General features: G+C 41.9%; 15 protein-coding genes and 1 tRNA gene. 8 read left to right on the plus strand and 8 right to left on the minus strand.

What is annotated here, in order from left to right:
* The first annotated feature begins 6 nt into the window (after window positions 1–6).
* A complete protein-coding gene (locus EQG61_RS07735; RefSeq protein ID WP_129461354.1) occupies window positions 7–495 on the plus strand; it encodes a GNAT family N-acetyltransferase in 489 nt (162 codons plus the stop codon).
* Window positions 496–1,347 carry a peptide chain release factor N(5)-glutamine methyltransferase gene (gene prmC / locus EQG61_RS07740; RefSeq protein WP_129461355.1) on the plus strand — a complete coding sequence of 284 codons (852 nt, stop codon included), beginning with the start codon at window positions 496–498 and terminating at the stop codon, window positions 1,345–1,347.
* Here the strand turns inward: prmC and EQG61_RS07745 are convergent, their stop codons facing one another.
* Window positions 1,348–2,592 (minus strand): ABC transporter permease, encoded by a 1,245-nt coding sequence (locus tag EQG61_RS07745; RefSeq protein ID WP_129461356.1) that lies wholly within the window; start codon window positions 2,590–2,592, stop codon window positions 1,348–1,350.
* A gap of 240 nt (window positions 2,593–2,832) precedes the next feature.
* Between EQG61_RS07745 and hisS the strand changes: the two genes are divergently transcribed.
* Window positions 2,833–4,239: a histidine--tRNA ligase gene (gene hisS / locus EQG61_RS07750; RefSeq protein WP_129461357.1), complete on the plus strand. Its 1,407-nt coding sequence runs from the start codon at window positions 2,833–2,835 to the stop codon at window positions 4,237–4,239.
* Between the two features lie 244 nt (window positions 4,240–4,483).
* On the opposite strand, the gene EQG61_RS07755 is transcribed toward hisS, so the two are convergent.
* Together EQG61_RS07755 and EQG61_RS07760 are read right to left on the minus strand one after the other, a co-directional pair.
* Window positions 4,484–10,213, minus strand: coding sequence for a LamG-like jellyroll fold domain-containing protein (locus EQG61_RS07755; RefSeq protein WP_164974910.1), 5,730 nt, complete (start codon window positions 10,211–10,213; stop codon window positions 4,484–4,486).
* A gap of 245 nt (window positions 10,214–10,458) precedes the next feature.
* A tRNA-Met gene (locus EQG61_RS07760) sits at window positions 10,459–10,532 on the minus strand.
* Window positions 10,533–10,673: 141 nt separating this feature from the next.
* On the opposite strand from EQG61_RS07760, the gene EQG61_RS07765 reads away from it, so the two are divergent.
* Window positions 10,674–11,066: an START-like domain-containing protein gene (locus EQG61_RS07765; RefSeq protein WP_129461359.1), complete on the plus strand. Its 393-nt coding sequence runs from the start codon at window positions 10,674–10,676 to the stop codon at window positions 11,064–11,066.
* A 50-nt stretch (window positions 11,067–11,116) separates the two neighbouring features.
* Window positions 11,117–11,935, plus strand: coding sequence for an aminotransferase class IV (locus tag EQG61_RS07770; protein WP_129461360.1), 819 nt, complete (start codon window positions 11,117–11,119; stop codon window positions 11,933–11,935).
* On the opposite strand, the gene EQG61_RS07775 is transcribed toward EQG61_RS07770, so the two are convergent.
* The 5 genes from EQG61_RS07775 to EQG61_RS07795 all read right to left on the minus strand — a co-directional run bounded on the left by EQG61_RS07775 (window position 11,927) and on the right by EQG61_RS07795 (window position 16,461).
* Window positions 11,927–12,487, minus strand: a complete 561-nt coding sequence (locus EQG61_RS07775) for a YqgE/AlgH family protein (protein ID WP_129461361.1) — start codon at window positions 12,485–12,487, stop codon at window positions 11,927–11,929. The genes EQG61_RS07770 and EQG61_RS07775 overlap by 9 nt on opposite strands.
* A gap of 109 nt (window positions 12,488–12,596) precedes the next feature.
* A complete protein-coding gene (locus EQG61_RS07780) occupies window positions 12,597–12,869 on the minus strand; it encodes an HU family DNA-binding protein (protein ID WP_073363284.1) in 273 nt (90 codons plus the stop codon).
* Window positions 12,870–13,045: 176 nt separating this feature from the next.
* On the minus strand, window positions 13,046–13,993 hold the full coding sequence (fmt, locus tag EQG61_RS07785; protein ID WP_129461362.1) for a methionyl-tRNA formyltransferase: 948 nt from the start codon (window positions 13,991–13,993) through the stop codon (window positions 13,046–13,048).
* 1 nt (window position 13,994) lies between these two features.
* A complete protein-coding gene (locus tag EQG61_RS07790) occupies window positions 13,995–15,887 on the minus strand; it encodes a RecQ family ATP-dependent DNA helicase (protein WP_129461363.1) in 1,893 nt (630 codons plus the stop codon).
* Window positions 15,888–15,927: 40 nt separating this feature from the next.
* A complete protein-coding gene (locus EQG61_RS07795; RefSeq protein WP_129461364.1) occupies window positions 15,928–16,461 on the minus strand; it encodes an AAA family ATPase in 534 nt (177 codons plus the stop codon).
* A 352-nt stretch (window positions 16,462–16,813) separates the two neighbouring features.
* On the opposite strand from EQG61_RS07795, the gene EQG61_RS07800 reads away from it, so the two are divergent.
* The 3 genes from EQG61_RS07800 to murA are packed head-to-tail and all read left to right on the plus strand — an operon-like array spanning window position 16,814 to window position 19,168.
* Window positions 16,814–17,098: a DUF493 family protein gene (locus EQG61_RS07800; RefSeq protein WP_129461365.1), complete on the plus strand. Its 285-nt coding sequence runs from the start codon at window positions 16,814–16,816 to the stop codon at window positions 17,096–17,098.
* Window position 17,099: 1 nt separating this feature from the next.
* A complete protein-coding gene (locus tag EQG61_RS07805; RefSeq protein WP_129461366.1) occupies window positions 17,100–17,825 on the plus strand; it encodes a DUF4290 domain-containing protein in 726 nt (241 codons plus the stop codon).
* A gap of 32 nt (window positions 17,826–17,857) precedes the next feature.
* The gene (gene murA, locus EQG61_RS07810; protein ID WP_129461367.1) at window positions 17,858–19,168 is read left to right on the plus strand and encodes a UDP-N-acetylglucosamine 1-carboxyvinyltransferase; all 1,311 of its coding nucleotides are present in this window, start codon (window positions 17,858–17,860) and stop codon (window positions 19,166–19,168) included.
* Window positions 19,169–19,173 lie beyond the last annotated feature (5 nt).

Here is a 19,173-nt window from a genome sequence, read left to right on the forward strand (position 1 = left end):
CGAGCAATGAATTCCATATCCATTCGTAAAATTCAACAAAACGACAATCTTGCAATAGCCCGAGTGATTCGTGCCGTCTTCGAACATGAAGGCTATCCGTTAACGGGAACTGCCTATGCCGATCCGCAATTGGATTTTTTGTTTGAAACCTATCAAGCGCCACAATCGGCTTATTTTGTGATCGAAGTGGAAGGGACAATTTGTGGGGGTTGTGGTGTTGCTCCGCTTGAGAACGGTGCAGACGATACCTGCGAACTCCAAAAAATGTATGTGTTGCCCGACTATCGTGGTCGTGGCTTTGGGAATCAAATTATCCAACTCTGTTTAGAAGCGGCCAAAGCATTTGGATTCCAAAAATGCTATTTGGAAACCTTACCCGAAATGAAAGCCGCTCAACAAGTCTATCAAAAAATGGGTTTTGATTATCTTTGCGCACCACTCGGAAACACAGGTCATACCAGTTGCCCCGTGTGGATGCTGAAATCGCTTGCATAAATGGTTTTACTCCAACTCAAATCCCAGTTTCTTGACCGACTCACGCCTTTGTACGACGCAGAGGAAGTGGCGCGTTTTTTTGAATTGTTGTTAAATGCCTTCGAATCCAAAAAGCGTATTGATTTGGCCTTGGATCCCGAACTCGAAACCCAACAACTGCCCCGCTGGTATCAAGCGATGGAAGCCTTAGAACGTTTCGAACCAATACAATATATTATAGGAGAAACTGAGTTTTTCGGACTTCCTTTTGAAGTCACACCAGCCACCTTAATTCCGCGTCCCGAAACCGAAGAATTGGTGGAATGGATACTGAAGGACGCCAATGCTGCCTCACTCTCCATTCTGGAAATCGGAACCGGTAGCGGCTGTATTCCCATCACTCTGGCGAAACAGCTGCCTCACGCGCAAGTCACTTCTATCGATGTATCAACGGAAGCCCTTGCTGTAGCCACACGCAATGCCAAGCGCAACGCCGTAAACGTGCAATTCATCCACCAAAGTGTTTTGGAAACCGAAGCACTTGAGACTTGTTTTGCCGATCAATTTTTTGATGTCATCGTTTCCAATCCGCCCTACGTGCGCCATTTGGAAAAACACGAAATTCAACCCAATGTGCTCGAACATGAACCGCATCTCGCTTTGTTTGTTGAAGATGACGATGCACTGTTGTTCTACCGCCACATCGGACAGTTGGCTCAAAACCATTTGAAAAAAGGAGGGAAGTTGTATTTTGAAATTAATCAATACCTCGGAAAAGAAACGGTTGCGCTATTGAATCAGCTGGGATTTCAGGGTATCGAACTCCGGAAAGATCTTTTTGGAAACGATCGAATGATTCGTTGCGAACGCTAGTTATTCGTAACGTAAGGCTTCGACAGGGTCGAGTTTGGACGCCTTCAACGCAGGATACAATCCAGAAACCACTGCAACAATAAAACTGGTAATGACGGCCGTAATCATCGCCATCCACGGAATGGTAAAGTCAAAATCCAAAAGTGAGGCAAAAAGGTAGCCAATCAACATTCCTAAAATCATTCCAACTAATCCTCCCAATTGGCCAATCACCAGCGTTTCCATAAAAAACTGCCAAGCAATCGTACTGCGTTTGGCACCCAAGGATTTGCGCACCCCGATTTCGCGGGTACGTTCGGTGACCGAAACAATCATGATGTTCATCAAAGCAATCGACGAACCTAAAATGGTAATGAGTCCGATCACAAAAGCCGAAATATTCAATGTTCCCGTCATTTCTGCAATGCGTTGCACCAAATCGTCACTGCGGGAAATTCCAAAGTTATTATCCTCCACCGGATTCAAATGACGCACACGACGCATCGTCAAACGCGCATTATCAATGGCTGCATCCAAGATTTCTTTGCGGGAAACCATGGTGCTAATTGTATAATTGATAGAAGGTGCTGAAAAGAGTGAGCGCGCAATTTGTATCGGAATCATCACCCGTTGGTCTTGGTTGTTGCCAAAGGTCGATCCTTTTTCTTTCAATACGCCAATAACGCGGAATTTAGCGCCCCGAACCGAGATGATTTGGTCGATGGGATTTACGTTTTTCAATAATCCGTCCTTAACAAACGCATTCCCCACCAAACACACATAGCGGTTGTTGGCAACGTCAAACACGTTGAAGTTTCTACCTTGAATTACCTCCGAGCCTGTGTTGGGGACATAAAACTCGTCCACACCCAAAACAGAAATAGACGGATCTGTTTTTTCGTTTTCAAATTTGATTTCTGCCTTGGCAGTAGCGGTAAAATACACTGCCGTTTGCGTCGCAGGATACTCGTATTTTTCCTTAAACGCTTTGGCTTCAGGATAGGAAATAATCGGGTTGATTTGGTCCACTTCGCCACCGCCACGACGTCGGTTTTTGAATTCGTATTGGTTGATGTTGAAGGTGTTCGAACCCATGGCGGCAAATTTAGAGTTCAGCGTATTGTCCAAAGCCGAAACCACCGACAAGATGCCCACCAAGGCCATAATCCCGAGGGCGATAATCAAAATGGTTAAGATGGTACGCAAGAGTTGGGAACGAATCGAACCCAAAGCGATTTTAATATTTTCTCTAAAAACTCCGTTCATGGTGACCATAGGTAACGAAAATACGGATTTTGTTACAGATTTTCTTCTTCAATTTTATTAGGGCGTTGGCCGGGCTTTCGGGAGTCGCTACCCTCGTATCCTCGGGTGAGCTCCAACAATCCCTCAATCCCTAACGCAACGGTGCAAAAAATCGCGAAATGGAAATTGTTGAAGTCTCGGTTTTTAAACTCCTTGAAATGTCCGATATTTGCAGCCAAATTCTATTTAAAAGTATTCAAAATGGCACAGAAACCAGGACTTCCCACAGGAACTCGGGATTTATCTCCCGCTGAAGTAGCAAAACGCAACTACATCATGTCGGTCATGCGCCATCATTTTGAATGTTTTGGATACCAACCCATTGAAACACCTTCGTTTGAAAATGCTTCCACTTTAATGGGGAAATACGGCGAAGAAGGCGACCGGTTGATTTTTAAAATTTTAAATAGTGGCAATTATTTCTACGACAAAAACCGTGTTGAATTACCGGAATCGTTGGATGCTTTATTGTCGAATTCAGCGGAGACCATAACCTTGGAGCAGCGCATCGAATTGAACCGTTTTACGGCTAAAATTTCGGATAAAGCCTTGCGTTACGACTTGACTGTACCTTTTGCGCGGTATGTGGTGATGAACCAAAATGCCTTGGCGTTTCCGTTTAAGCGCTACCAGATGCAACCCGTGTGGCGCGCCGACAAACCCCAAAAAGGGCGTTACCGTGAATTTTATCAATGCGATGCCGATGTCGTTGGGTCAACTTCGCTTTGGCAAGAAGTCGAGTTGGTGCAATTGTACGATGCCGTTTTTGCCGAATTGGGATTGAACGGCGTAACTATCAAAATCAACAACCGTAAAATACTTTCTGGAATTGCTGAGGTGATTGGCGCTTCGGATAAGTTGATTGATTTTACAGTGGCTTTGGATAAATTGGATAAAATCGGGGAAGACGGTGTGAAAAAAGAAATGTTGGAAAAAGGCATTTCCGAAGCGGCGCTCACTTTGGTGCAGCCGTTGTTTTCATTCACGGGTTCGACCACCGAAAAACTCACCCAATTGGAACAACTTTTGGCCCAATCCGAAGAAGGGATGAAAGGGGTAGAAGAGTTGCGATTTATCACAGAACAAGTGTTGCAATTGGGCTTACAACAAGCGCAATTGGATTTGGATGTCACGTTAGCCCGTGGATTGAATTATTATACCGGAGCAATTTTTGAAGTAGCGGCACCAGCAGGCGTAAAAATGGGTTCGATAGGCGGTGGCGGTCGCTACGACGACTTAACCGGCATCTTCGGATTGAAGAATGTGAGTGGGGTAGGAATTTCCTTTGGATTGGACCGCATTTATTTGGTGTTGGAAGAACTGGGCTTGTTCCCAGAAACGATTACATCGGCGCCGAAGTTGTTGTTTTTTAATAATGGGCCTGAGCAGGCCGTTGCAGCGATGCAAGCGGTAACCGCATTGCGCAAAGCGGGTGTTCGTACTGAATTGTATCCGGATGCGGCCAAATTGGATAAGCAATTTAAATTTGCTGAAAAACGCGGCATTCCTTATGTAGTTCGCGGTATAGAAGGCAACGTGTATTCGGTGAAAAATATTGCCTCGGGCGAGGTGTTGACTATCGATTTGGAGCAATTAAAGACTTTATAATTCAATATAAAAAATAGTTGAAACCACGTGAGCACCACGTGGTTTTTTTATGGATGGAAAATGCCTAAAGGAATTCGGTACTTGTCTTTTAGCCCCGATGGAAGCGGCATCCCCGTAACGGAGTGGAGGGATAGAGCGTACAGCGGGAAGGCACTGGAATGAAAGCAAGGCGACTGCTCCAAAAGATAAAAGCCACGCTAATCAGGCGTGGCTTTATCGTCGTCAAATCAAAATTGTTTAAACCCTAATTAAAAACAATCTTTTTCGATGTGGTTCCTTTATCGGACACTACTTTGGTGATGTAGGTTCCGCTGCTGATTCCGTTAACCGGAATTTCGATGTGTGATTGGTCTTGGCCATTCACTTTGAAGGTCATTACTTCTTGACCCAGCATGTTGTAAAGGATCACTTTGTGGATTGTAGCATCGGCTACATTATTTTTGATGGTCAACACATCGTTGGTAGAAGTGTAGACTACTTGAATGCTATTTTCGTTGTTGAAATCGGTGTTGTTCAACGCTGTTGTGTCTTTGAATGTCAGAACAAATCGGTTGTCGGTGTTGCCTTGGGGCACTTCTACGATGTAGGGATTGTTAGTGATATCGTGGAATACGCCGTCTTGGTTGTCCAAGATATAGTAGCGTTGTGCAGCGGGAAGGTTTTCCACTTCGTCAATCATGAATTTGATTTCTCCAGTTATATACGCCTTCACTCCGATAGGGTACATTTTGTTCACATTGAAATAATCGTCACCTTGGATAGCCAGGTTTGTCCCCGCCGTTTTAAAGTACACATCGTTAGGTTGGTTGTCGATACTTACGGCATCGAACCCATAGTCTAATGCTGGTGTGGCTAAATTTTCCATGAAACCTAACAAGATATTACGGTGGTAATTGTCTTTGGAAGTCATACCCAATCGCACACGGATGTATTGATCATTGGCGATAGGATCTTCTTCATTGTTGCCCAAGTAACTTGTGGTTGCATTTGCATTTTTGAACAAAGCGTTTGAAGAAGCATTGGTTTCTTTGATGAACGTACGTTGGCCATTAGTAAACGTAATGGTTCCGCCGGTCGAATTACCGACTACAAAGAATCCTTGTCCCACAGGGATATAGCGTTGCGGTACGCGGCTACTGTTTCCTACACCGTTGATTCCGGCTGGCGCTGAGGGTCCGACACCACCAACTAAATTACGTACAGAGTATCCACCTTGGTAGGCTGATAAATTGTGCGAGTTGTTGTTTGCGGCATGTTCCCAGAAGTACAATGACCCAGTGATTGAACTTGTGTTGGCATTGATGAACAAGTTGGCATCAATAGCTGACGGGTAAGGGTTACCGGTCAAGTTCAAGTTGGAAGGTGCTACTGTAGTAGTAACTGTACCGTTGTTAGGTTTCCCTACGAAAGTCAAGTTTTGGTTAGGACCTGTTGCCCCACTTCCTTTTAAGGTAAATCCTTGTGCGGGATATAATGCTCCATTTTGACCAACCGATTGCCAGTTGGCATAAGTATTCGTTAAGTTTTGGAATTTAAAAATCCAATAGCTACTTAAGGTGATCGGAGAGGTGGCTGCGCCATCGAGTCCGCTCGTCCAAGTAATATTTTGTGGAGTAGAGGTAGTACCATCTTTTACCACACCGGCTACAGTAAATGCACCGTTGTTGGTTGTGGTGTTAATGGCTGCTACAGGAGAACTCCAATAGTTGTAATTGTAGATGTTTTTTGTTCCTTGTTGGTCGCGTTCAATAGAACCGGCGCTAGTTACTTCAAGGTCACTAGAGTTGGTTTGAATTAATTGCGAACGGCCTGCTAAATCAAGAACACCATCCAGTTTTAAGTACCAGGCATTTTGCATTTTGGTGTCGTTGTTCATGGTGACACGTACACCAGAATTGATGACCATGGCTAAGTCGGTTGAATTGCTGGTTTCGGTAATGTTATGACGTACGTCGATGATGTTCCAGTCGAAGTTGAGAACATCGGCACCGTCAATATCTTTAGTGGTATCGGTAATAGCAGTGGCAAAGTCACCCGTGCGAACCGTTACGTAGGGCATTGGGGCTTCTTGTGTTGCGATTACTTTATGGTTGTAAATTTTTAAACCAGTTCCAGTGTCGATTCCAGGTGACACAAAATTATCAGCGATGTCGTCTTTAAAGGCATCCATACGGTAGTAGCGAATCAAGTTGGCATAAGGAAGGGATTCGATATCTTTTGGAATAAATGTTCCTCGAACTTGCGCACCATTACTTTGGATTTCTTGGTTGATCATGCGTTGTACTTTTGTATCGGACATGCTTACGTTGAATACACGTACTTCGTCCATTTTACCATTGAAATAGGTATTGGTATTGGTTGGGTTTTTTCCTAAGGTAAAGTTGGATGTGTCGGCACTAATAGCTCCGCTCACCGAGAAAGTTTGTGGGTCACCGTTGAGGTAAATTGTCAAACTTCCACCACCGTAGGTTGCTGCAACGTGGTACCATTTGCTTCTGCTTAAAGCGGCTGTATTGGTGTAGGTAAAAGTTGTGCCATTGATCACTACTTGTAATGCACGACTGCTATTTACTTTGATATGGAAATTGGATTGTCCCATAACGATTCCGTCGCTTGCAAATGTAGGGGCAAGGTCAATCCAAGCCATTAATGTTGCATTGGATAAGCCACCTAAAATGGGGCTGTCTTCCGCATAATCGTTACGTCCGTCAAAGTTGAGGTAAAGCTTTTGATCCAAATTTCTTGGAGAACCTGTTACGGATGTATTGGTATCGAATGTATCTAATAAACCGTCTTCGTCAGCATCTGCAGTACCATTGATTCTACCGTTGTTATCGGTGTCAAGCGCGGCGAATAATCCGGTAGCCACATCATTGATACCGTCATTATTGGAATCCAAATCTAAAACATCTGCGGTTCCATCATTATCGGTGTCTTGCGCATAGGCTTTGCCGTTTGTCCCATATCCTGTATAATTATCATGAATGTTCATGATTCCGTCTCCATCAGCATCTAAATAATCTCCTTTACCATCGCCATTGACATCGCCATCACCAATTAATAAACCAGCTTCATCAATATCAAATAATGAGTCATTGTCACTATCTAAATCAATATAATTAGGAACTACGTCGCCATCACTATTTAAAACCGTATAGGAAGGAGCTGCTAATGTAGCTTCGATATAATCATTCAAACCGTTGGCATTGGCATCTGCCCATAGTGAGGCATTGGTTTTATCCATGGTGGATGATTGGTTGCTGTAGGCTTTAAATCCGGCTTCTTCAATATCGGGTGTACCGTCGTTATCGGAATCTAAATCGCTAATGTCCGCTACACCATCGGCATCAGTATCGACGCAACTTTGATTAATTGTAATTTGAATATCGTCGATAAAGTTACCTACAGATTGGTCACCAGTAGCAGTTGGCCCTGCTTGAAAGGTAATTACAATCTGGCGCATTCCTGTTGGGATTGTATACGTTCCTGCATATAATCCCCATGCAGAATTGCCATCCGTTAACGTTTGTACTGGCGTTGACGCTAATGCATTGGCTAATGAATTTCCAATTTTCATATAAGCCGTATCCGTGCCTACACGACCACGGTGTCTTACCGAATAGGTAATGGTTCCGCCAGCTCCATTCAAACAAAACGTTTGATAGAGTACGCCGGGAACATTCGCATTCAATTCAGCAAATTGATTACCAGCAGCAGCATTCACACCATTGAATCCAGAACTCCATATTTCGATTACATTTTCAGCACTGGTTTGCCAACCTGTAACAGAAGCTGTAGGAACAAATGAGTAAGTTGATGCACCAATTACAGGAGTTTCAAAACTACCATTTTGGAAAGGGTCTGTAGTACATGTGCGGCACTCAGAAAGATCGCTAATGCCGTCGTTGTCGTCATCGGTATCCACACTTACATCAATGCCGTCACCATCAATGTCGGTAATTCCCGTACCTTGAATAGAAAACGTATATGGATTTTCATTTTGGTCGTTGTTAACAATACTAATGATTGCATTACGTGTTCCAGTTGCAGAAGGGTTAAAAACGATGGTAAATGTTGTCGAACTATTAGCGGCGACAGTAGTTGCTGGAGGTGTTCCAATAGAGAAATCACTTGCATTGGCTCCAGAGAAACTGATTGTTCCAATAGTCAAAGGTGCTGTTGAAGATAGGTTACGCAATTGAAAAGTTTTTGAAATACTTCCTACGGCAACATCGTTGGAACCAATGAAGGTAAAATCTGAAGTAGATGGGGTTGCATCTCCATTCCCGATGGCAACGTTATTACCACGAATATCAATTTCGGGATAATCAACAGTAGCAATTACTAGAGTGCGTGTAGCACTTACACAGGTTCCATTTGCAGCTTCTGCATAATAATTGGTAGAAGTGCTAATGGAGGGTGTTGTGAATGTAGTTCCAGTTCCTAAAATACTTCCTCCGGAGGAATTAGCATACCAATTCACAGTGCCATAATTTGCTGTGGCGCCAAGTGTAACAGTTCCCGCTCCAATAATAGTTCCAGGAGTTGTTCCTGTAATACTTGGTCGAATATCAACATAATTTGTCAATGCGCTGGAGGTGCGATAAACACGACAGTTGCCTGAAAGTGCATAAGATAATATACGATAATGGATGTAATTGCACAAAGTACTAACATCATCGGTAAATGTTGTATTGGATCTTCCGTTGTTTAGCGCAACGATAGTCCATGAACCTAATGTCTGTCCAATACTGTAGTTGGTATAATTGGTAGGATTGGTCGTTCCTGGAGCTGAAGTAGTTGTACTTGTGGCTCTTAATATGATATATCCACCAGCAGTTGCATTAGAGGCTTGTGTAAAGGACCCATTTACGGAAGTACCATTAAAGCTCAAATTAAGTGCTGTTGGTTGAACGGTAGGAGTTGAAAGCGATGTGGTTGCAGGGGATAAGATAGACCCTGTACCAATAGGAGTATTACCTACAACTATAGCGTGACCACTACCACCAATGGTACCGTTATTGGTGAAAGCTCCTGATGCACTAATGTAATTGCAACTGGTTGATGAGCCTCCTAAAATGACACCTCCGCTGTTATTTAAAATGATAGCCGTATTGAACGAGCCTTGTTGTGTTAAAGTTCCCGTGTTGGTTAAAGTACCTGTTATTGAAGCATTCCCATTTATGCTCAAATTACCACCACTAAAGTTAGTAACAGCGGTCCCTGTTAAAGAGCCAGTAATATTCATGGTGCTGCTATTTGATAACAAACCAGTTAATGCCAAGGCACCATTGATAGTAAAATTTGAACCACTATTATTGGTAAATGTTGTAGCAGTAACATTAGCCGTTGTATTGAAAGTACCGTTATTAATAATTCCAGCCGTTGAAACAATAGTAGCAGAAGCTGTAATAGCTCCACCTGAATTATTAGTAATTCCAACAGTATTCAAAGCCCCTGTAATGTTTAAACTACCATTGTTACTGATTAAGCCTGAACTGTTTGTTGTACCTCCCAATGTAACAGAACCGCCACTGTTTACTGTAAGTGCAGTAACCGATAGCGTACCGTAATTGTTGAATGTAGTAGAAGATCCAATATTGATTGAACCTAATGAAATGGTCCCCGTAGCTGCATTGGTAAAGGAAGTCCCCGAGTTGAAATTTAAATTAGTAGTTTTCGTGAACGTACCATGATTTATAATAGTCCAATTCCCATTATAGTTGGGAGCTGTTGACGGGTTATAATTCACACCTGTTCCAATACAAAGGGTGTTACCATTAAAATTATTAAGTCTCCCAGTGAAAGTTCCTGAACCTGTGATACAGACAGTTTGACCTGCTGTAAGGTTGTACGTATTGTTATTGGGAACCGTAATGGTTAAATTACATCCACTACTACATTGAGCATTTAGGGTTTGTGTGAGTAATGTAATTAATACTATGAAGTGCAGTTTAAGGGTAATTGCTTTCATAACATTTAAGTTGTTTATTGTTTTGATTTGATTTGACGGTTCAAAGATATGTAGGTAAAAGTGTATAAACTCGATAAAGTGCATAAAAAATCGATGAAATACACAAAAGTGGTGTTAGAAGAAATAAAATCTTACAAAAAAATCATATAAAATTGTAAGTTGATTCGGAGAAAAGGGAGTGAAAGGGTAAGATAATTTGTATAAAAACAAAAAAGCAGCCTGAAATTCAGACTGCTTTTTACTAGTAGCGAGGACGGGAGTTGAACCCGTGACCTCAGGGTTATGAATCCTGCGCTCTAACCGACTGAGCTACCTCGCCAGGACAATGCAAAGCGTTTGCTAATGCGGGTGCAAATATATAATTAATCTATATGTCTGCAAATAAATACCGCCAAAAAAAAATATTTTTTTTAAAGTGAAAATTCTTAAATAAATTATATATTTCGAAAAAATTTATTTTATGGCACAAAAGGTACGTTACGAAATCGAGTTCCCCATCAACTCGTCACCTCAATTGCTTTATCAATACATTTCTACGCCATCAGGTTTACAAGAATGGTTTGCCAATACCGTTAATTCTCGCGGTGAATTTTTTACATTTCATTGGGATGATACGGAAGAAAATGCACGTTTAGCTTCTAAAAAAACAGGAGAGAAAGTTCGATTCAAATGGGTAGATGATAATAAAAAAGATACCGAGTATTTTTTTGAACTTCGCATATTAGAAGATGAAATTACCAAAGATGTTTCCTTAATGGTTATCGACTTTGCAGAAGAAGATGAGGTGGATGAATCCAAACAATTGTGGGAAAATCAAATTTCCGATTTGAAACACGTTATTGGTTCGGTGTAATCTCATTTCAATAAAGTATATTTGTCCCTCCAAAAAAGAGGGATTTTTTTATGCTTAATTTCAACGGAACCTTAACCGATAGTTTACCTGTTAGTGTCTACAATCGTGGCCTACTCTATGGCGATGCTTTGTTTGAAACTGTTCGCGTAACCGCGCAAAAAGTACATTTTGCGGAAGATCATTATTTTCGATTAATGGCTTCGATGCGAATTTTACGTATGCGTATTCCCGCTAATTTTACCCTGGAATATTTTGAAGAACAACTGTTATCCGTAGTACAAACCAACGGAGCTTTCCGTGTGCGAATGACTGTTTTTCGAAATGAAGGGGGACGTTATACTCCCAATACCAATACTGTTTCATTTTTTGTAAGCGCTGAAGAATTGGAAAATGAGCAATTCGTTCTTAACTCATCGCCTTGTGAAGTCGATTTATACAAAGATTTTCACCTTACCAAACATTTGTTGTCTACCTTAAAAACAACCAACCGATTAATCAATATTGTTGGGTCAGTCTATGCACAAGAAAACGGACTGGATAACTGTTTGTTAGTCAATGAAGCTAAAAATGTAGTGGAAAGCCTCAACGGGAATTTATTTATGGTAATGGGAGATACCGTGACAACACCACCTTTATCAGAAGGTTGTTTGAACGGCATTATGCGTAAACAAGTGTTGCAAATTGGGAAAAAAATAGAAGGATTGCATTGGGTCGAAGCACCGATTTCTCCTTTTGATTTGCAAAAAGCCGACGAATTGTTTTATACGAATAGCATACAAGGAATACAATCCATTACCAAATATCGTAAAAAAGAATACGGAAATACAGTGGCGCAACAGCTAGTCCAAGCGCTGAATGCTTTAGTTTAAAATTGGATTTTCAGGCGCATTCGACCAAATCAAATAATCGCCACCCAATTCCATGATTTTTTCTTTCCAAAAATCATTCGAGGATTTGCCTAATATTTTATTTTCATAGGTATTGGTGCAGATAATCCAGGAGTTTACTTGCAATTCGCTTTCCAATTGTTGGGCGCCCCAACCCGTATAACCCAAGAAAAACCGAATCGAATCCCGTTGAATCGTTCCGTTATTGATCAATTCTTTGGTTAATTCAAAATCGCCTCCCCAATAAATTCCGTGAGAAATTTCGATACTATTTGGAAGTAAATCGGGAATAGTATGAATAAAGTATAAGTTGTCCTGCTCCACCGGTCCGCCATTATACACTTCAAATGAGGATTCGATCTCCGGAATTAAATCATTGATGGAATAATTTAAGGGTTTGTTTAAGATAAAACCCACCGAACCTTCATCGTTATGGTCAGCTAGCAAAATCACCGACCGATTAAAGGACAAGTCGCCTATAATCGAGGGTTCAGCAATTAAAAGTTGGCCTTTATGGAGTTTTTCGGAGATCATTTAACAAGCAATTTTAACTAAAATTACAAAAAAAATCTTCCGATTCCAATTTGAGGCAAAAAAAATCCCGATCGAAATCGGGATTAATTTATAGAATATAGGTCTAGAATTAGTTTACAGAACCTTCTAATTCAGCACCAGCTTTAAATTTCACTACATTTTTAGCAGCGATTTTGATCGTTTTACCAGTTTGTGGATTTCTTCCTTCACGAGCAGCTCTTTTAGAAACTGACCATGATCCGAAACCTACTAAAGAAACTCTACCACCTTTTTTCAAAGTAGCTCCTACGTTTCCTAAAAATGACTCTAAAGCTAATTTAGCAGCTGCTTTAGAAATTCCAGCATCAGCAGCAATTGCATCGATTAATTCTGACTTGTTCATAATAATAGTTATTAATTGTTGGTTAAACTTAATTGTTAATCAAAACAAATTTAATAGAAAATCCACAGCACGCAAGCCTTTACCTTTATTTTCGCTTATTTTGTTGATAACTCAAGTGTTTTGTTGATAAGGTGTCGTCAAAACGTTGGAATCGCCCGTTAACAGCGGACTTGTCGCTAAAAAGCACTACAATTTTCGCTAAATTTCATTCCATTTAAAATTTCAAATGCCGCCATTTGTTTTTTACCTGGAAATTGTAATCGAATCAAATTCAAAAATCCGTCGTTAACCGCAATTTTGATTTCTTTCTTTCCAGTTACCCAAGTTCCCGGCGCCAAATTGTGCGTTTCTGGTTCCCATGACGCTTCATAAATTTTTACATTCCACTCTTGTTCACCATCTTTTACCATACACCAAGCTGCTGGATACGGCGATAATCCGCGAATTTGATTATAGAGTGCCAAACCCGATTGGGTAAAATCCAATTTACAATTCTCTTTGTTTAATTTGTAGGCCGTTTTAATATCGGGTGTATCGGTTTGAAGGGTCGTCGTCACCGTTCCGTTTTGAATTTGGTCCAAAGTCTCAACCACCGCTTCACATCCCAATGCCATCAATCGATCGTGTAAACTTCCTGCGTTTTCCTTTGGATCGATCGCCGTGGTCTTCGCTAAGATCATCGCACCCGTGTCGATTTTGTCATCGATAAAAAAGGTGGTCACTCCCGTTTCTTTTTCACCATTAATAATAGCCCAATTAATCGGTGCCGCTCCGCGATAGTTGGGAAGTAACGACGCGTGTAAATTAAACGTACCCAATTCCGGCATGCGCCAAACGACCTCGGGCAACATACGAAAGGCAACCACCACTTGTACGTTGGCATTTAATGCAGCCAATTCTTGAACAAACATTGGATCTTTTAAATTGGTCGGCTGCAACAAATGCAATCCTTTCTCCAAAGCATATTCTTTTACTGCTGAATATTTCACTTGCTGTCCACGCCCTGCCGGTTTGTCCACCGCCGTAATTACACCAACTACGTTATAATTGTTTTTTAAAATCGTGTCGAGAATCCCCACTGCAAATTCTGGAGTTCCCATAAAAACTATGCGCAAATCATTCATGCTATCGTAAACTGTATTTGTTGTTGGGCAACAACCGAATGCGTTCGGCTTCCAACAACGATTGGAGTGCAAAGATAAGTACCTCGTCGGGTTGTGAAAGCATTTCTTGTAATTCTCTCGAACTCAAATCGGATTTTTTTAAGGCTTTGAGTAAGGCCTCCGGTAAATCACCCAATTCGACTTTCGACTTTTGAGCGTTGAGACAAACCGAACAAATTCCGCAATTTTCTGCTTTCTCTTCTCCAAAATAACGTAATAGATAGCGGGAATTGCATTCATTTGTATTCGCCGTATACGCCAAAACCGCTTGTAGTTGCTCGGCTTTCAGTTGGTTCTGACTCGCCAAATATTTGCTCACACGGTTAATCGTGCGCTCATCATCCCGAACTTCATTAAACGTCAGTTGGGCATCATTCGATTTGGCATGCAATTCGATGAGTCCGCGTTCTTGTAATTTGTGTAAAACCGCCAAGACTTGGGTTTCTGTCCCACCCGATTTCCGTGCGACTACCGATATATTAATAGGAGTCATCAAATCATAGACACCCGGATGTGTGCGTAATAAGGTCACCACAATGGGTTCGTCCTGCGGATTCAAACTCGTATACCGCATGACTTCCTTGGATTCAATGATGAATTGTAAGGTCAGTTTTTCTGAAAATTCTTGTGACAAGGTCAGTATTCCCTGGCGATCCAAAAATTGCAAGGCATTAAAGGTTTTCAGAACGGGCAATTGGTACTTACTGCAAAAACGATTCAGGTTAAACCCAAAGGTTTCATCCAATCCTTCTCCAAAAGCGACCTGCAAATCCGAACACAGTTTTTTATACACCACATTCAAAAAAGCCTTGTCGGGTAAAACAGCAATAAATTGGTTCTCGGCTTGAAGTCGGTCAGACGCATTCGCTAATAAAATGGCATATGCCTTTTCGCCATTACGGCCCGCGCGTCCTGCTTCTTGGTAATAATTTTCAAGGTTAGGAGGGAGGTTGAAATGAAAAACGGTGCGAACATTACTTTTGTCAATTCCCATCCCAAAGGCATTCGTAGCCACCATCACCTGCTTTTTTTCTTCCATCCACAAACCCATCTGCTTTTCTTTATCCGCCATCGAAAGTCCGCCGTGATAAAAAGTCGCCGTAATCCCTATCGCTTCCAAATGTCCCGCCGTTTCTGCACAAGCTTTGCGGTTAGAAACATAAACTATTGATGGGCCCGGATATTTTTTTAAAACATTTTGGGTAAAATACAATTTGTCGGGCGCTGGGTAGACCATGTAGGCCAAATTATCCCGGGCAAACGACTTGGTGAACAACTTGGGTTCGTGCAATTGCAATTGGGTAATGATATCGGCTTTGACCCGTTCGGTAGCGGTTGCCGTCAACGCCAAAAAAGGAACTTTCGGGAAGTGGGTCTTTAAATCCGCTATTTTCAAATAGGCCGGACGAAAATCATGACCCCATTGCGACACACAATGCGCCTCATCAATGGCTATAAGATGGATCGGCAAAGCTTTTAATCGCTCCACAATCCAATCGTTTTGCAAACGTTCCGGAGATATATAAAGTAATTTATACCCACCAAACTGGGCGTTGTCGAGCAAGTCGGATAAAGCATCGGTTCCTACACCACCCGTAATCGCCATCGCTTTAATGTCGTGCATTTGCAATTGATTCACCTGATCTTTCATCAAGGCAATCAACGGCGAAATCACCAACACCAAGCCTTCTTTTAAAACGGCCGGCACTTGATAACACAAGGATTTCCCACCGCCTGTCGGCATGAGCCCAAAGGTATCGTGACCGTCCAGAACCGACTGAATAATGGCCTCCTGCGGTTCGCGAAACGCCGCATAATTCCAATGCTTTTTTAAAATGTCATGTAATGCACTCATTCGGTTCAGGGCTTGCCTTCACCACAAAGATAACGGAATATTACAACTGATTCAGGATAAATTCGATGCGCGATTCCACGGTTCCCACGGGAACTTCAACCAAGTCGTAGCCATACGAACGGTAGGTTTCCCGTAAATGATTGTAAATCAGTTGGGCTTGCTCAAAGTTTTCATAACGGGCTTCGTCACTTTGATAAATCGCTTCCCAAGGCGGTAAAATAAAAACTTTGGAATAGGTGTGCTCCTTGCAGGCTTGGTCAAAAAAAGCCGGATACGCATCGCCAATATAATGCATATAGGCTAAAATATCCGGAATGCCGCGGTCCAAAAAAACGCGTTCGTGGGTTTCTTCTTGGGCACTAAAATATTGTTTTTTGCGTCCTTCCAACAAGAGTTCGCTGAACAACAACGGTTTCTCCAAAAACAACTGTTCAATCCCTTGTTCACGGGCTTCGAGCGTAATTTGTCGCGAAATTTCAGGATAGCATAAATGCCCCATTTCGACCATCTGGTTGATAATCGTCGTTTTCCCCGTGCCGGGTCCGCCCGTAATCACAATAATCGATTGACTCATAATCTTTGGAAAGGCGCAAATGTATCGAAATGTTTTCGAAATTGTAAATGTAAATAGCGATTTTCCATAAGCTCAAAACGAATTCCCTAACAATCAATGCCTTGATTTGGGCGTGCCCCCGTGTTCGTTACTGTGCATATATTCAAGTTTGCATAACACGGGGTCGGGCTGTCGGGAGTCGCTACCCTCATGCTTCGGGTGAGCTCCAACAATCCCTCCATCCCTCACGCAAATCCTGCAAAATTCACTCTAAGTACTGCATTCCAAGTGATGATGATAAACTCATAAACAAACCCTAAACCGCTTAGCAAACTAAAGGCAAATACCGTATATTTGCCCTTATTTAATGAAGATGGATAAAAAAACGGAAGAATTTTACATTCGCCTAAAAGAAGAGTTGCAAGCCACCTCCGATTGGCCCAGTGTGTATTTGTATAAATTTATTGTACCTACCGATACCCAAAAAATTGTCATTGTGGAAAACGCATTTGATAACATGGGCGCGGTAATCAATACACAACAGTCTAAAAATGGTAAATTTACCAGCATTTCGGTAAATGTGATGATGACTTCTCCCGAAGCAGTAGTGGAGAAATATCAAGAACTGTCTACCGTAGAAGGCATTATATCCCTATAATATGGTACCAAAATACATCAAGGAAAATGCACACGACACTGTGCAACATTTGGAATACAACGCTGAACGATCCGCTTTGTTCATTCCCGAATACGGTCGTCATTTGCAAAAACTAATCGATCATGTTGTGCTCATCGAAAATCGTGACGAACGCAACAAAGCGGCACGTTATGTTATCAATGTGATGGGTACTTTAAACCCGCACTTGCGTGATGTGCCCGATTTTCAACATAAATTATGGGATCAAATTTTTATCATGTCCGATTTTAAATTGGATGTCGATTCACCCTATCCCATTCCGACACGTGATGTAATCAATTTGAAACCGGAACGTTTGCCGTATCCGCAAAAGAATCCGAAGTACCGTTTTTATGGAAACAACATCACTTCCATGATCAATATTGCCAATTCTTGGGAAGAGGGCGAACTCAAAAGCGCACTCATTATGGTGATCGCCAATCACATGAAAAAATCCTATTTGAGTTGGAACAAAGACACCGTGACCGATCAAGTGATCTTCGAACATTTGTACGAACTCTCAGACGGTCGCATCAACCTTTCCCAAAGTGAAGAAGAATTGTCTACCACCACGGACTTAATTCGTACCAACAAAAAAATGTCGAATAAAGCCCAACAACCCCTGCCCAAGCACAAAGGTGGTTTTCAAAAGAAAAACAACAATAACAACAACGGGAAAAAATTTATTAAAAAGAATCACAAAAATTAAATAAAGCAAGCCAACTGGCCAATACCAAAAACATGGGAACATTCAAGATTGAAGGAGGAATCCGCTTAAAAGGAGACGTAACCCCACAAGGAGCAAAAAACGAAGCGTTACAAATTTTATGTGCTGTTTTACTAACACCTGAAAAAGTAACCATCAACAATATACCCGACATTATCGATGTCAACAAATTAATCACGCTATTAGGTAACTTGGGCGTAAAGATTCAAAAAAACGGACCAGGTTCGATTACCTTCCAAGCCGACGAAGTGAATGTAGGTTACCTAGAAACCGAAGCTTTTAAAAAAGAAGGCGGTTCGTTGCGCGGTTCGATCATGATTGTCGGACCTTTATTAGCACGCTTTGGAAAAGGATATATCCCAAAACCAGGAGGTGATAAAATCGGTCGCCGTCGTTTGGATACCCACTTTGAAGGTTTTATCAACTTGGGGGCTAAATTCCGCTACGAACGCGAAGACCATTTTTATGGGGTTGAAACGAAAGACCGTTTGAAAGGAACCTACATGTTATTGGATGAAGCTTCGGTTACCGGAACCGCAAATATCGTGATGGCAGCTGTTCTAGCCGAAGGCGTAACCACTATTTACAATGCGGCTTGTGAACCGTATTTGCAACAATTGTGTAAGATGTTGAATTCCATGGGTGCCAAAATCACCGGTGTGGGATCCAACTTGTTAACGATTGAAGGCGTAGAAAGTTTAGGCGGATGTGAACACCGCATCCTGCCCGATATGATCGAAATTGGAAGTTGGATTGGTTTAGCCGCGATGACCCGAAGTGAAATCACCATCAAAAATGTAAGCTGGGAAAACCTAGGTGTCATCCCATCGGTGTTCCGTAAATTGGGGATCACTTTAGAACAAAAAGGTGACGATATCTATATTCCATCACATGAAAATGGCTACGAAATCAAAACCGATATCGACGGTTCTATTTTAACTATTGCCGATGCGCCTTGGCCCGGATTCACGCCCGACTTATTAAGCATCGTGTTAGTAGTAGCCACACAAGCCAATGGCGATGTGTTGATTCACCAAAAAATGTTTGAAAGCCGTTTGTTCTTCGTAGATAAACTTATCGATATGGGGGCCAAAATCATGTTGTGTGATCCGCACCGTGCCGTAGTTATGGGTCATAATTTCAAATCCCAATTGAAAGCTACTACAATGTCCTCACCTGATATTCGTGCCGGAATCTCCCTTTTGATTGCTGCACTTTCAGCAAAAGGAACATCAACCATTCAAAATATCGAACAAATTGACCGCGGTTACGAACGTATCGATGAGCGTTTACGTGCCTTGGGTGCCAATATCGTACGAGTTTAAATTAT

The sequence above is a fragment of the Flavobacterium stagni genome, assembly GCF_004122105.1.
GTDB classification, from domain to species: Bacteria; Bacteroidota; Bacteroidia; order Flavobacteriales; family Flavobacteriaceae; genus Flavobacterium; species Flavobacterium stagni.

Bases quoted from the DNA above. Each gene is read 5' to 3' on its own strand.
- EQG61_RS07755 (WP_164974910.1), bottom strand. From the start codon at position 10,213: ATGAAAGCAATTACCCTTAAACTGCACTTCATAGTATTAATTACATTA.
- EQG61_RS07790 (WP_129461363.1), bottom strand. From the start codon at position 15,887: ATGAGTGCATTACATGACATTTTAAAAAAGCATTGGAATTATGCGGCG.
- fmt (WP_129461362.1), bottom strand. From the start codon at position 13,993: ATGAATGATTTGCGCATAGTTTTTATGGGAACTCCAGAATTTGCAGTG.
- EQG61_RS07805 (WP_129461366.1), top strand. From the start codon at position 17,100: ATGGTACCAAAATACATCAAGGAAAATGCACACGACACTGTGCAACAT.
- EQG61_RS07800 (WP_129461365.1), top strand. From the start codon at position 16,814: ATGGATAAAAAAACGGAAGAATTTTACATTCGCCTAAAAGAAGAGTTG.
- EQG61_RS07745 (WP_129461356.1), bottom strand. From the start codon at position 2,592: ATGAACGGAGTTTTTAGAGAAAATATTAAAATCGCTTTGGGTTCGATT.
- EQG61_RS07775 (WP_129461361.1), bottom strand. From the start codon at position 12,487: ATGATCTCCGAAAAACTCCATAAAGGCCAACTTTTAATTGCTGAACCC.
- murA (WP_129461367.1), top strand. From the start codon at position 17,858: ATGGGAACATTCAAGATTGAAGGAGGAATCCGCTTAAAAGGAGACGTA.
- hisS (WP_129461357.1), top strand. From the start codon at position 2,833: ATGGCACAGAAACCAGGACTTCCCACAGGAACTCGGGATTTATCTCCC.
- EQG61_RS07765 (WP_129461359.1), top strand. From the start codon at position 10,674: ATGGCACAAAAGGTACGTTACGAAATCGAGTTCCCCATCAACTCGTCA.
- EQG61_RS07780 (WP_073363284.1), bottom strand. From the start codon at position 12,869: ATGAACAAGTCAGAATTAATCGATGCAATTGCTGCTGATGCTGGAATT.
- EQG61_RS07735 (WP_129461354.1), top strand. From the start codon at position 7: ATGAATTCCATATCCATTCGTAAAATTCAACAAAACGACAATCTTGCA.
- EQG61_RS07795 (WP_129461364.1), bottom strand. From the start codon at position 16,461: ATGAGTCAATCGATTATTGTGATTACGGGCGGACCCGGCACGGGGAAA.
- prmC (WP_129461355.1), top strand. From the start codon at position 496: ATGGTTTTACTCCAACTCAAATCCCAGTTTCTTGACCGACTCACGCCT.
- EQG61_RS07770 (WP_129461360.1), top strand. From the start codon at position 11,117: ATGCTTAATTTCAACGGAACCTTAACCGATAGTTTACCTGTTAGTGTC.